General features: G+C 68.2%; 10 protein-coding genes. 7 read left to right on the top strand and 3 right to left on the bottom strand.

Annotated features, from left to right (window positions below; translation table 11 throughout):
* Window positions 1-110: 110 nt before the first annotated feature.
* The 4 genes from Sru02f_RS32850 (at window position 111) to Sru02f_RS32835 (ending at window position 5,397) form a co-directional block, all read left to right on the top strand.
* Window positions 111-1,592 (top strand): GntP family permease, encoded by a 1,482-nt coding sequence (locus Sru02f_RS32850; protein ID WP_109033171.1) that lies wholly within the window; start codon window positions 111-113, stop codon window positions 1,590-1,592.
* Between the two features lie 140 nt (window positions 1,593-1,732).
* Entirely contained in the window at window positions 1,733-2,374 is a 642-nt protein-coding gene (locus Sru02f_RS32845) for a hypothetical protein (RefSeq protein WP_109033172.1), read from the top strand.
* A 67-nt stretch (window positions 2,375-2,441) separates the two neighbouring features.
* Complete coding sequence (locus Sru02f_RS32840; RefSeq protein ID WP_174855144.1) at window positions 2,442-3,764, top strand: Nramp family divalent metal transporter; 1,323 nt, start codon at window positions 2,442-2,444, stop codon at window positions 3,762-3,764.
* A gap of 589 nt (window positions 3,765-4,353) precedes the next feature.
* Window positions 4,354-5,397, top strand: a complete 1,044-nt coding sequence (locus Sru02f_RS32835) for a hypothetical protein (protein WP_109033174.1) — start codon at window positions 4,354-4,356, stop codon at window positions 5,395-5,397.
* 181 nt (window positions 5,398-5,578) lie between these two features.
* Here Sru02f_RS32835 and Sru02f_RS32830 read toward each other — a convergent pair whose 3' ends face one another.
* From Sru02f_RS32830 to Sru02f_RS32820, 3 genes are all read right to left on the bottom strand, one after another.
* The gene (locus Sru02f_RS32830; RefSeq protein WP_109033175.1) at window positions 5,579-6,841 is read right to left on the bottom strand and encodes a hypothetical protein; all 1,263 of its coding nucleotides are present in this window, start codon (window positions 6,839-6,841) and stop codon (window positions 5,579-5,581) included.
* Between the two features lie 265 nt (window positions 6,842-7,106).
* Window positions 7,107-7,616, bottom strand: a complete 510-nt coding sequence (locus Sru02f_RS32825; protein ID WP_109033177.1) for a SigE family RNA polymerase sigma factor — start codon at window positions 7,614-7,616, stop codon at window positions 7,107-7,109.
* Between the two features lie 90 nt (window positions 7,617-7,706).
* Window positions 7,707-7,838 (bottom strand): hypothetical protein, encoded by a 132-nt coding sequence (locus tag Sru02f_RS32820; protein ID WP_280524903.1) that lies wholly within the window; start codon window positions 7,836-7,838, stop codon window positions 7,707-7,709.
* A gap of 108 nt (window positions 7,839-7,946) precedes the next feature.
* On the opposite strand from Sru02f_RS32820, the gene Sru02f_RS32815 reads away from it, so the two are divergent.
* From Sru02f_RS32815 to Sru02f_RS32805, 3 genes are read left to right on the top strand one after another with little or no spacing between them, the layout of a single operon-like run.
* Window positions 7,947-8,258 (top strand): hypothetical protein, encoded by a 312-nt coding sequence (locus tag Sru02f_RS32815; RefSeq protein ID WP_109033178.1) that lies wholly within the window; start codon window positions 7,947-7,949, stop codon window positions 8,256-8,258.
* Between the two features lie 7 nt (window positions 8,259-8,265).
* Entirely contained in the window at window positions 8,266-12,612 is a 4,347-nt protein-coding gene (locus Sru02f_RS32810) for a DUF6531 domain-containing protein (RefSeq protein WP_109033179.1), read from the top strand.
* Window positions 12,609-13,064 (top strand): hypothetical protein, encoded by a 456-nt coding sequence (locus Sru02f_RS32805; RefSeq protein ID WP_109033180.1) that lies wholly within the window; start codon window positions 12,609-12,611, stop codon window positions 13,062-13,064. The genes Sru02f_RS32810 and Sru02f_RS32805 overlap by 4 nt, the downstream gene beginning before the upstream one ends.
* Window positions 13,065-13,084 lie beyond the last annotated feature (20 nt).

The raw sequence follows: 13,084 nt of genomic DNA, 5'->3' as shown, positions 1-13,084 counted from the left end.
CCTCCGCTCCGCCCGACTGCTGTGAACGGCACGGCGCCCCACCCCTCGGGGCGCCGTGCCGCGCTCCTCCCTGCCCGAAAGCTCCATGTACTTATCCAGAGGACCCCCGTATGTCCTACTCGTCCCTCCCTCTTGCCGCCGCCTCCGAGGCCCCACCCCACACCGGCGGTCTGCTCACCCTGATCGACGGCACCGCCGGTCTGCTGACCGTCGCCGCCATCGGCATCGCGCTGCTGCTCTTCCTCATCATCAAGGTGCGCTTGCAGCCCTTCGTGGCGCTGCTCGCCGTCTCCATAGCCGTCGGCCTGCTCGCCGGCCTGTCGGTCACCGAACTCTTCGGCACCGTCCAGAAGTCGGACGCCGTCTCGACCATCGAGTCCGGCATGGGCGGCATCCTCGGCCACGTCGCCATCATCATCGGCCTGGGCACCATGCTCGGCGCGATCCTCGAAGTCAGCGGCGGCGCACAGGTGCTGGCCTCCCGCCTGCTCGGCCTCTTCGGGGAGAAGCGGGCCCCGCTCGCCATGGGCCTCACCGGCCTGATCTTCGGCATCCCGGTCTTCTTCGACGTGGGCATCTTCGTCCTCGCGCCCATCGTCTACGCCGCCGCCAAGCGCTCCGGCAAGTCGATCCTGCTCTACTGCCTGCCGCTGCTGGCCGGCCTGTCCATGACCCACGCCTTCCTGCCGCCGCACCCCGGCCCGGTGGCCGCCGCCGGACTGCTGAACGTGAAGCTCGGCTGGATCATCCTCATGGGCATCGTCTGCGGCATCCCCGCCGTCCTCGCCGCCTGGGTGTTCTCCGCCTGGATCGGCCGCCGCATCTTCGTGCCCGTGCCGCAGGACATGGTCGAGGCGTCCGAGGAGGCCAAGCAGGCCGTCATCGAGGAGCAGCGCACGGCGGGCGTCGCGCCCACCGAGACCCCGGTCGCGCTCGGCACGGTCCTCGGCATCATCGGCACCCCGCTGGTCCTGATCCTCGCCGCGACCTTCTCCTCCATCGCCCTGGACCCGTCCACCCTCCGCTCGGTGATCGAGTTCTTCGGCAACCCGTTCGTCGCCCTGACCATCGCCCTGCTCCTCGCCTACTACCTGCTCGGCATCCGGCGCGGCTGGTCCCGCAAGTCCCTGGAGACCGTCTCGACGGCCTCGCTGAAGCCGGTCGGCAACATCCTGCTGGTGGTCGGTGCGGGCGGTGTCTTCGGCGCCGTCCTCAAGGCCAGCGGCGTCGCCCAGGCACTCTCCGACACCTTCAACGACGTCGGCCTGCCGGTGATCGTCCTCGCCTACCTGATCTCCGTGGTGCTGCGGGTCGCGCAGGGCTCGGCGACGGTGGCCATCGTGACGACGGCGGGCATCGTGGCGCCGCTGCTGGCCGAGGGCGACCACTCGCAGGCGTTCGTCGCGCTGGTCATCATGGCCATCTCGGCGGGCTCCATCTTCGCCTCGCACGTCAACGACGGCGGCTTCTGGATGGTCGCCAAGTACTTCGGCATCAGCGAGCGGGACACGCTCAAGACGTGGACCGTGCTGGAGAGCGTCCTGTCGGTCGCCGGGTTCGTGGTGGCCGCGGTGGTGAGCCTGTTCGTGTAGGCGGGGGCTCGCGCGACTCGTAACTCGTACGGCTCGTAGCTCGTAGCTTGTACGGCTCGTACGGGCGGCTCGTGTAGGCGTCTGATAACGAAGTCGGGGCTGGCTGTGTCCGACACAGGATCGTCGACCATACTGCCCGCGTGGAGCAGCGCAGAGGATCGACGAGCCAGCCCCTGGAAGGCGCCGGATTCGACCCGGCATTCATCCCCGGGCTCACCGCACCCGTGTCCGGTGAGCCCGAGGACGTGAGACGCGACGAGGCGGAGACGGACGCCGACGCGGAGTCCGCGGAGACCGCGGAGCCCTCGGTCGCCGGTGAACCGCCCGCCGCGGACGCCGAGGACGCCCGGGAAGCGGAGGACGAGGCCCCCGTGGACGGCCCCGTCTTCGAGGCCTCCGACCGCCGCGCCAGGATCGTCGCCGACCACAAGGGCGTACGGCTCTCCCTCGACGACCAGGGCTGTGAGTTCCGCTGGGACGAGGTCGGGGCGGTCGAGACGGAGACCGGCCGCTTCGGCAAGCGGTTCACGGTCACGGTGCACACGCCGGACCGCCGCTGGTACCCGATCGAGATCGAGGCCGCCTCCCGAAGCCGTTTCGCCGAGTGGGAATCGGCCCTGGACGAGGTCCTGGACGCGTACTTCGAGGACGGCGAGGCGGAGTCCGAAACCGAGGTGGAGGCCGAGGTGGAGGCCGAAGAGACGGCGGACACGGCGGACGGGGCAGAGAAGGACGCCGAGGACGCCGAGGGCGCCGAGGAGACCAAGGCCCGCGCGGAGTAAGCGTTTCGGGTGAAGATCCGTGCACGCCCTCTTGTCGCACCGGCGGCCATGGGCTTTCTTGACCTCCATGGCGGACACCACGGGCAACACCTCAGACGCAGGCGTATCGGCCGGGGCCGACCAGGCCCCCCGTAAGTCCAGTTGGCGCTACATCGGCCCGGGGATCGTCGTCGCCGCGACCGGTGTGGGCGCCGGCGACCTCGTGGCCACCCTCATCGCGGGCAGCAACTTCGGCTACACCCTGCTCTGGGCGGCGGTCATCGGCTGCCTCGTGAAGATCTCCCTCGCCGAGGCGTGCGGCCGCTGGCACCTGGCCACCGGCCGCACCCTCTTCGACGGCTGGGCGAGCATCGGCTCCTGGACCACGTGGTTCTTCGCGATCTACGCGGTGATCTGGGGCTTCGTCTACGGCGCCGCGGCGATGTCGTCCAGCGCCCTCCCCCTCCAGGCCCTCTTCCCGGACGTCATGGACCTCGAATGGTGGGGCATCGCCTGCGGCCTGGTGGGCCTGGTCTTCGTCTGGTTCAACAAGTACAACGTCTTCGAGAAGGTCATGACCGTCCTGGTGGGCGTCATGTTCGTCGTCACGCTGTACCTGGCGATCCGCGTCACGCCCAACCTGGGCGACGCCTTCGCCGGCCTCCTCCCGGTCCTCCCGGACGAGAAGGACTCGGTCCTCAACACCCTGGGCCTGATCGGCGGCGTGGGCGGCACCATCACGCTGGCCGCCTACGGCTACTGGGTCAACGCCAAGGGCTGGACCAACACCGGCTGGATGAAGGTCATGCGGCTGGACAACCGGGTCGCCTACGCCACCACCGGCATCTTCGTCGTCGCGATGCTCCTCGTCGGCGCCGAGCTGCTGCACTCGGCCAACATCGCGATCGCGAGCGGCGACAAGGGCCTGATCCAGCTCGGCGACGTCCTGGAGCAGGAGTACGGCACGGCGACCGGCAAGCTCTTCCTGATCGGCTTCTTCGCCACCAGCTTCACCTCGCTGATCGGCGTCTGGCACGGCGTGAGTCTGATGTTCGCCGACTTCCTGGCCCGCCGCCGCGGCGAACGCGAGGCGCGGGGCGACGAGTTGGCCTCGGGCCGCCGCGAACGCTCCTGGGCCTTCCGCGCCTACCTGCTCTGGCTGACCTTCCCGCCGATGATCCTGCTGTTCCAGGACGAGCCCTTCCGCCTGATCATCATCTACGGCGTCCTGGGCGCCGCCTTCATGCCCTTCCTCGCCCTCACCCTGATGTGGCTCCTCAACTCCTCGCGCACACCCCGCGAATGGCGCAACGGCAGCCTCAGCAACGGCATGCTCGCCGTGGCCGGGCTGCTGTTCCTGGTCCTGTGCGTGAAGCAGATCTGGGACCAGCCGTGGTCGGAGTTCTTCTAGTCCGCAACCAGGTCGAAAGGGGCACCGTCGACTGACTCGGCGGTCAGCGTAGACGTGCCGACTGCTGCTGTCGGTGCCGGTGAGGGCGCCCCTCCACTGGCCGGACAGGCGCAGGCCCGGGACATTCCTTCGGAACGGGAGAGGGAACGGTGGCTGCCCGGGCAGCCGACCGGGCCGGAAGATCAGGACCAGATCTGGCCACCTCGGGCACCGGATCCTGCCCAAACCGCTCTGGTTCGAAGGCCCCCGGCACGATATCAAGGGAGATCCGTCCCGGGCCCCGAGAGGATTCCCATTGCGCGCGCGAGACCTGCCCGAAGCACTCGGCAAGGAAACCCCCAAGGGTGCACCGGCCGTCGGCAGACCGGCGTCGGCGCGTCCGGAGCTGAAGTCTGGACAGCTGTCCGCTACGGCTGCCCTGACCCTCCAGCGCGCGGTCGGGAACGTCGCGGCGACCCGAGTGGTTGAGGAATCAAGGAACCAGCGCGGCGCTGGACGCGGTCAGGCCCGAACCGGTGCCGAGGCCGTCGCGCCCGGGACCCGCACCGCCGCTTCAGGCGCCACAACTGTCCAGCGAGCGCCTGCGCCCGTGACCGGAGAGGCGAAGGAGGAGGCGAAGCCGACGGAGTGGTTCAACGCGACCACCGGCGAGTGGCAGAGCGGCGCGCCCGACTCGCAGAGGATGCGCCCCGCCCATGGTGGAGAACGTCAACTGCTTAAGGCACGGCTCGAGGCCGAATTCGCCGCCAAGCACTACTCCAGCGCCGCGGAGGTTCCCGTCTACAAGGCCCGGATGTACCGCAGGAAGAAGGGCCCGGGGCGGGTCTCGAACTCCCGCTCGCCCGAACTGCGGATGCTCGACCGGTTGGGGCGACTCGGGATGGATCAGATCCCGCAAGGGGGAACACCGCACCTGGCGACCTCCGTCATGCCGAACGGCCGGCTGGGCATCGCCGGCAACACCGGCAGGAACCACGTCACAGAAGATCAGCGGGACGGCATCAACCACGAACTGGCCGGTGTACGAGACGAATCCGTGCCGCCGTACGGAGACCGGCGCATGGACAAGGACCTCTTCAAGGTCCGGGCGGCACAAGCCGGCGACTACTTCGAAGGCAATTACAACAGGCCACAACTGGGCGCAGTCGTCAACGCCATGGGCAACCCCGACTGGAGCGGCTCCCGCGTCGGGGACACCAACGGTGGCCAGCCGGGATCGCAGCACGCCGAGTTGACGCTGCTCGGTCAGCACATCGCCCACTGGAAGGCCAATCAGCGTACAGAAGAGCAGGGGAGGAAGACCGTCGACATCGGCGGCGTCAAGCTGGCCTGCGCGGCCTGCCAGTGGGCCTTCGAGGCCGCGAACCAGTTCATCGGCAAGAAGTACGGCTACCGAGTGGTCGCCTCGGGTGGTCACGGCATGCTCTTCCGTAACTGGATCATGCCGAAGTGGCTCGCTGAAGTCCCAGCGGCCCGCAAGTACGTGGAAGACAAAATCATGGCCGAGGCCCCCGGTGCCAGGTTCTACCGTGGCCCTTCCGGTGACCTCGTGCTCAACCTTCCGAAGGACTACCGGAGCGAGGACACCAACCAGGATCCGGCTGAATCCGAGTCCGAGTGGGAGCCGATGTGACCGGTCGAGATGCTGCTCTTCCGGACTGTTGAGGACCTGTCCGGAACCGGTCAGGCGTCGGCGGCAAGGCACGGCCAGCAGTCGTACACCTCGCCGCCTGGGCCCACCCGACTGTCTGTTCACGTGGCAGGTCGGTCGGAGGTCCCCAAGGGCCGGCCGGCCGACGCGGCATCGGGCGCGGTCAACGCAACCGGTCCCACTCCTCGCTGAGCGCGATCTCCCGCAGCCGCTCCATGCTCACAGCGGGCGCGTCCCGGGTGGCGTCCTCGTTCTGGTCGTCGGTGTTGAAGGCGCTGATGACCACGCGGAAGCCCGCCGGCCCGGGGCGCAGCGTGTCAACGGTCCACATCACCACGCCGGAACCGGCCTTCTCGCCGGGACCCTGCCGGGTCGCGACGCGCGTGCCGTCGGGCAGGGTCTCGCCGTCGGCGTACAGCTGCCCGGCGACGTCGGCCATCCCGTACTGCACGTTGATCTGGACGAGGCTGCGGCCCCGCCCGTCGTCCACGACGACGTACGCGTACTCCGACTCCTGCCCGCCGTGCGCGACGACGTCCAGCTTCTCGGGGAGCAGCGCGGCGAGCGTGTCGCCGACCGACTTCCCCGAGGCCGCGGGCTGCTCGGTGCGGGGCGCGGCCGACCGCGACGGCTTGGGGCTCTTGGGAATGGCGTCGACCACCTCGCGCCACACCCCGGCGGTGACGAGCTTCCGCAGCCGCTCCGTCGACAGGGGAGGCTCGTCCCGGCTGACCGGGGCGCCCTTCTCCGCGGGGGAGTTCCACTCGGAGACGCTGACGTGCTGTCCCTCGGCGGTGACGAGGTCGGCGGTCCAGAGCTTGGTGTCCACGCGCATATCCGGATACTCGTAGCCCTGGTACAGCCTGAGCAGCGAACCGTCGGCGAGCCGGTCGGAGGAGCAGTCGTCGTACGGCGTCATGTTGTGGTCGGGACACGCCATCAGCTCCCGCACCCGGGCGCTGCCCGGCTCCACCCGCGCGAAGCCCATGCCGACGGCGGCGGCCCCGTCCCCGTCGTCGTACACGAGCCGCACGGCCGGGCCCAGTTGGTGGTCCGAGCCCCGGGCCGACTCCTCGCCGTACGTTCCCCCGGGAAGCAGGCCCTTGAGCTCGCGCAGCAGGTCGTCGCCGGAGAAGGCGGCCGCGGCAGCGGTCGCGGTGCCGGCGGAGGCGGCGGAGGCCGTCCGGGACCGGTCGGGGCCGGCCGGGTCGTCCGCCGGGAGGACCAGCACCCCGCCCACCCCGGCCAGCGCGACCCCGGCCACCCCGCTCACCACGGCCGCCCTGCGCCGTAGCAGGGCCCGCCGCCCCCGGACCCGCCCGGCGGTGACGAGGGACGCCCGATCGGCCTCGAAGCCGTCACCGGCGTCGCGCAGGGCGGCGCCCAGCCGGTCCTCGAAGGGGTCCTGACGATCGTTTTCGAGCATGGTGAACCACCCTTTCCACACGTGAGTCGAAATGAGCCGCTCCGAGCGGCGAACGAGAGACGGTCCGGGCAGGGGCCGCCTAGGGGGTGTCGTTTGGATCAGGCCGGCCGCGGCCGACGGTGCCCTGTGGCCGACCCGAGCGGGGTCTGGTGCGTGCAGCTGCAAGGCGGAGGAGGGCGACAACGCGGAGCGTTGGCAACCGACGACAACGCCGCAGATGTGCGTGCCAGGGCCCGCGACCCCGGCAAGATCCAAACGACACCCCCTAGGGTCTGGCGTACTCCGAGAGGTCCTCGCCCAGCAGCCCCCGCAGTCGGCCGAGCGCCCGCGAACACCGCGTCCGCACCGCCGCCGAACTGACGCCGAGCACGTCGGCGGTCTGCTCGACCGAGCGGTCGTCCCAGTACCGCAGGACGACCACGGCCCGGTCCTTGGCGGGCAGCCGCGCGAGCGCGTCCAGCAGGGTCAGCCGCAGGGACGCGTCCCCGTCACCGGCGCCGGGCAGATCGGGGAACACGTCGGTCGCCCGCTCCCCGCTGCTGCGCCGCCGCTGATGGGCGAGGAAGGCGCGGGTGAGCACGGTCTGCGCGTAGGCGGCCGGGTTCTCCGCCCGCGACACCCGCCCCCACCGCACGTAGAGCCGCCCGAAGGTCTCCTGCACGAGATCCTCGGCCAGATGCGTGTCCCCGGCGGTGAGCAGACACGCGGACCGGTACAGGTGCCCGGCCCGCGCCACCGCGAACTCGGCGTACTCGTCCGCCCGCCCCTGCCTCATCTACGCGCTCTCCCCGCCGCCGTGTACCGCCTTCACCTCATTGATGCGGTGGACCCCGGGAAATGTTTCACACGGACTTCACAGCGGGATTCACAGCAGGTGGTCGGCCTCGTTGCCGGTGGTGTCGGTGCCGAGCCGGAAGCAGCTCGCTCCCTCCCTGCAGAACGACTCTGCCGAGGGCGAGCGCGGCGGCGTACGGGGCGCCTTGAGGACGTAGGTCACAGTCGGACTTTGCCGTCCCTTGGCTCCGCCCATACCTGCCGTAGAACCGCCCTCACTACCGTCGTCGCGTTGGCAGGTGCACAGGGTGAGTCACGGGGGAGGGCCGGCATGGCGGACCTGGCGAAAGAGGCAGCGTCGCTGCACAAGGCGGCGTCGGGGCTGCGGGCGGTGGGACACCACACGGCCAAGCCGTTGCAGGAGTTCGAGTCCGCATCGCAGGACCTGTCCGCCCTCGGCGCCCTGGGGTCGCTCCTCGGCGCGAAGGACGACATCGAGGAGGGCATGACCACGCTCGTGAAGCTGACGAAGCAGCTGGACGAGGAGTGGGAGACGGAGGCGAAGTTCATGGGCGACGTCTCCGACGCCTTCGACCTGCTCGAGGTGCTGCTGACGGCTGCGGCGCGGGCGAAGAAGGGCTGAGCGGGGCGTGGTCGACCTCAACCCGCTGCACTACATCAACAAGTTCAACCACATGTTCGGCGACACGGTCGCCGACGGCTTGGAGTTCCTGGGCATCACCGACCCGGCGGTGGACCCGGACGGCATCCGGGAACTCGCCAAGAAGTGGCGCGCGCTGGCCGAGGGCCTGGACGACGCGGCCGAGGCGGCGCGCAAGTCACTGGCGGACGTGGAGTGGGAGGGCAAGGCCGCCAAGGCCCTCCACAAGCGGGCCAAGTCGGCTCGCAAGCAGGCCACGGAGATGGCCGACTCCCTCCGCGAGGGCGCGAAGGCGCTGGACGACTTCGCGGACAAGGCGCACGAGCTGCTTTCGGAGATCGGCGTCATCCTGGCGGAGATCGCCGAACTGGAACTGGCGGGGCTCGCCCTGTCCGTGCTGACCGGCGGCACGTCGGCGGTCGTCTCGACGCTGATGGCCGGCTCGCGGGCGGCGAAGGTGGTCGCGCTGGTCGCCCGGATCGAGCAGGAGGGCACCGTCCTGGCGTCCGCGATCCGCGGGGTGATGGAGGTCATCCGGGCGGTCGAGCGGGCGCTGAAGACGCTGAAGGAGATCCGCGGGGTCGCGGCGGCCGGGAAGATGGCGAAGGAGGGCATGAAGTTCTCCGCCTTCGACACGCTCCTGCGCGACCCGGAAGCCTTCAAGGACCCGGAGAAACTCGCCGGCATCCTCACCGAGGGCGCCTTGCTGGGCGTCGGCTTCGGCGCCCTGGGCAAGGCCCTCGGCAAGGGCCTGAAGGCCCTCAAACCCGCCGACCTGGCCAAGCTCGGCAAGGGCCTGAAGCTGAACTGCGCGACGTTCGAGCGGCTGAGACTCAATCCGGGCTTCGACAAGCTGCCCGCCTCGATCCGCAACGAGATCAAGAAGTTCGTGCGGGATCCGATCGACGTCGCTACTGGCGACATGGTGCTGACCCGCACCGACGTGTCGTTGCCGGGAGTGCTGCCCCTGGTGCTGGAGCGGACCCACCTCTCTTCCTACCGTTGGGGCGGCTGGTTCGGCCCGTCTTGGGCCTCCACGCTGGACCAGCGCGTGCAGGTCGACGACGAATGCATCGTTTACGCAGGGGCGGACGGCGCCCGCATCTGCTTTCCATTTCCCGATCCGGAGACGGGCGAGGCGGTATGCCCGGAAACCGCAGGTTCCCGCCTGACCCTCGCCTGGGACGATGATGTCGACGGCGCTCTCCGTGTCACCGACCCGGACAGCGGCCTGACGCAGGTGTTTCACAGCCCGGTCGTCGCGGCGGTCGGCACGGCGGTGGACCTGCCCCTCCAGCACGTCCAGGACCGCAACGGCAATCGCATCACCGTCGTCTACGCCGAGGGCGACATCCCGACGGAGATGATTCACTCCGGCGGATACCACATCGCTTTGGACCACCACCCGTCTCTGTCGCGCATCACGGGCTTGCGTCTACTCGACTGCGCAGACCCGCATGCCGCACCCACCAGCCTGCTCGGATATGAGTACGACGATTCTGGTCGGTTGGTGGGCGAAATCAATTCATCAGGCACGTCTATGCGTTACACCTATGACTCCGAGGGGCGCATCACCTCGTGGACGGACCGTAACAACGTCAATTATTGGTACGCCTATGACGGTCAAGGACGAGTGAGGGCCACTGGCGGTTCCGGTTCCGCGCTGGCCTCGACTCTTTCCTACGACGACGAGACGAGAACCACATGTGTGACCGATTCCTTGGGCCACACCCGCGCCTACACCCATAACACGGCGCTCCGCCTGATCCGCGAGACCAACCCGCGGGGAGCCGCCATGACTCAGGAATGGGACGAGAGTCTGCGGCTGGTCACCGTCACTGATGAAGTCGGGCTGTCAACGCGGTACGCATACGACGTGGCTGGAAATCTGACCGCAGTGACTCGGGCGGACGGCAGTACGGCGGCCGCGGAATACAACGAGCACACGTTGCCTGTCACTGTCCGGTACCCGGACGGCGCTGTCTGGCATCAGGAATACGACGAAAAAGGGAACCGTACTGCGATCACCGACCCGGGCGGGAGTGTCACCCGGTACGAGTACGGGTCGTGTGGGCAACTGACAAAGGTCGTTGACGCTCTCGGACAAGTGACGCGCGTTCGCTGCGACCGCAGCGGGCTGCCCGAGGAGGTCACCGATCCCATGGGGTCGGCTGTCCGCTACGAACGTGACTCACTTGGGCGACCGGTCGTCATCACCGATTCCCTGGGCCACTCGACCCGCCTGGAGTGGACGGTGGAGGGGCGACTGGTTCGCCGTACCAATCCCAGTGGCGATAGTGAGACGTGGTTCTATGACGGCGAAGGAAACTGCCTTGAGCACGTGGACCCGCAAGGTGGTAGGACGCGTTATGAATACACCACGTTCGACCTTCTCGCCGCGCGTGTCCTGCCGGACGGGAGTCGCTACGACTTTCAGTACGACACCGAACTGCGTCTTACTCGGGTCGCTAATCCCCAAGGTCTCGACTGGTCCTACTCCTACGACTCGACCGGCCTGCTGACGTCAGAGACGGACTTCGACGGCCGGACCCACTCCTACCAGCACGACGCCGCCGGTCGGCTCATTGCCCGAACCACACCGCTGGGACAGACGATTCGCTTCGGCCGTGATCCTCTGGGGCGCATCGACTGGAAAAGCGCCGCTGGTTCGAACACGACATACACATATGACGCGGAGGGCCGACTGTTGCAAGCTGTCGGCCCCGACGCGACTCTTTCCCTCGACTGGGACGAAAACGGACGCATCGTGGCCGAGACCACGAACGGGCGCACCCTGCGCCGTGACTATGACGTACTGGGACGTGAGACTCGTCGAGTGACCCCCTCCGGAGCGACGTCCGCCTTCGCGTACGACCCGGCAGGCAATCGCACATCGCTGACAACGGACGGGGGGAGCGTGGCATTCAGTCACGACACCGTCGGTCGTGAGACGGCCCGGCACGTTGGAGAGCGAGTCTCCATTTCGTACGTCTGGGATCCGGCGAACCGTCTCAGTGCCCAGTCTGTCAGCGTGTCCGGCGCGACGCTCAGCGATCGAAGCTACCACTACCGCCCTGACGGCCACCTCGTGGGCCTCGCCGACGTCGAACACGGATTCAGACGGTTCGACCTCGACGCGGTCGGGCACGTCACCTCGATCCACGCTGAGGGCTGGTCCGAGTCCTACGCGTACGACTCCATGGGCAACGTCGCCCAGGCCACCTGGCCCGACCACCATGCCGAGACGGAGGCTCGTGGCACCCGCGCATATACCGGAACGGTTGTACGGACCGCCGGCAGCGTGAGGTACGAGCACGATGACGCCGGGCGCATGGTCCTACGCCGACGGGTCAGACTCTCCCGCAAGCCCGACACGTGGCGCTTCGCCTACGACGCAGAGGACCACCTCACCTCCGTGATCACACCGGACGGAACCACGTGGCGTTACCTGTACGACCCGCTCGGCCGACGCATCGCCAAGCAGCGCCTGGCCGAGGACGGTGAGTTGGTGGCGGAGCAGACGGACTTCACCTGGGACGGGCCGACGCTGGTCGAACAGACCACTGTCGCGGACGACCGGCCGTGCGCCGTGACCTTGTCCTGGGACCACACAGGGGTAGTTCCTCTCAGTCAGAACGAGACAGTCACGCACAAGGAGACCCGAGAACAGGTCGACGCTCGGTTCTTCGCCATTGTGACTGATCTGATTGGTACTCCGACCGAACTTCTGTCGGACCAAGGGGAAGTGGCGTGGCGCGCCCGGGCCACTTTGTGGGGGGTGACCGAATGGCGCAGGGAAGCCACCGCCTACACGCCGCTCAGGTTCCCGGGGCAGTACTTCGACCCCGAGACAGGGCTGCACTACAACCATCACCGCTACTACGATCCACTCACGGGTCGGTACACGGCGCCGGACCCGTTGGGTCTTGAGCCGGCTCCCAACCCAGTCGCCTACGTGCACAATCCCCACACATGGATCGACTATCTCGGCCTCGCCCCCCGAGGCCCCAAGGACCCGCTGGGGCTGGGGAAGGGATATCGAGGAAGAATGGACACGTGGCAGGAAGGCACAAAGGGCACTGACTTTGAGATACACGTGTACGACAAACGTGGCCGTGAAGTCGGAATCTTCGGCAGCGACGGATGGTTCAACAAACACCGGAAGTCGGCTGCAGAAGTAGATGTTCCGCGAAGTGTCGAGAACGCGCTGAAGGGGAAGGCCGTAGATTTCATGAGAGGTACCGGGCGGCTTGGCGACAAGGGCACCATGGACATCACCGGGGACAAATGGAAGCGTCCGCGTCTGGCGGCCGAAGGAGTGAGCTGCAAGGGATGAAGTACGTAAAGGCCGATTGGGACCCGCGACTGCCCGGGTTTCACGTGGATCCCGGGGAGTACCTGGAGCAACTGCCCAGGCTGAGTGAGGATCTGCCACCGGGGGCGCGGAAGTTCGCCACGGATGCGGACCACTACAACTTCCGGAGCGCTCGGTGCGTGAAGGACCTGGAGTTGTCCAACGTCCACGTCCCGGTGGGCAGGAACGAGAGCATGAGCATCCGGTTCGCTCCGAACGCGTGGAAACACGAGGAGGGACTGCGTATCGAGTACGTCGGGGTCGCGTATTTCTCGATGGAGAGCCGCCGGGAGATCGACTGGACGGAGGCCCAGACCGTGGTCCTCGACGAGATCACCCCCACACCGGACGGCTGCGTGCACGAGATCGCGCTGACGGATGCGACCGTACTGGTGCGGTGTTCCGACCTGCGCGCGACGTGGGGAGACGGCTGACGCCGGCGACAGGCCCCCGC

The organism is Streptomyces rubrogriseus, assembly GCF_027947575.1.
Lineage (GTDB): Bacteria > Actinomycetota > Actinomycetes > Streptomycetales > Streptomycetaceae > Streptomyces > Streptomyces rubrogriseus.
Note: the sequence above shows the minus strand (reverse complement) of the source record. Positions and strands in the feature narration are given on the sequence as shown.

Excerpts from the sequence above, each read along its gene's own strand:
- Sru02f_RS32850 (WP_109033171.1), top strand. The coding sequence starts at position 111 with ATGTCCTACTCGTCCCTCCCTCTTGCCGCCGCCTCCGAGGCCCCACCC.
- Sru02f_RS32840 (WP_174855144.1), top strand. The coding sequence starts at position 2,442 with ATGGCGGACACCACGGGCAACACCTCAGACGCAGGCGTATCGGCCGGG.
- Sru02f_RS32830 (WP_109033175.1), bottom strand. The coding sequence starts at position 6,841 with ATGCTCGAAAACGATCGTCAGGACCCCTTCGAGGACCGGCTGGGCGCC.
- Sru02f_RS32825 (WP_109033177.1), bottom strand. The coding sequence starts at position 7,616 with ATGAGGCAGGGGCGGGCGGACGAGTACGCCGAGTTCGCGGTGGCGCGG.
- Sru02f_RS32815 (WP_109033178.1), top strand. The coding sequence starts at position 7,947 with ATGGCGGACCTGGCGAAAGAGGCAGCGTCGCTGCACAAGGCGGCGTCG.
- Sru02f_RS32805 (WP_109033180.1), top strand. The coding sequence starts at position 12,609 with ATGAAGTACGTAAAGGCCGATTGGGACCCGCGACTGCCCGGGTTTCAC.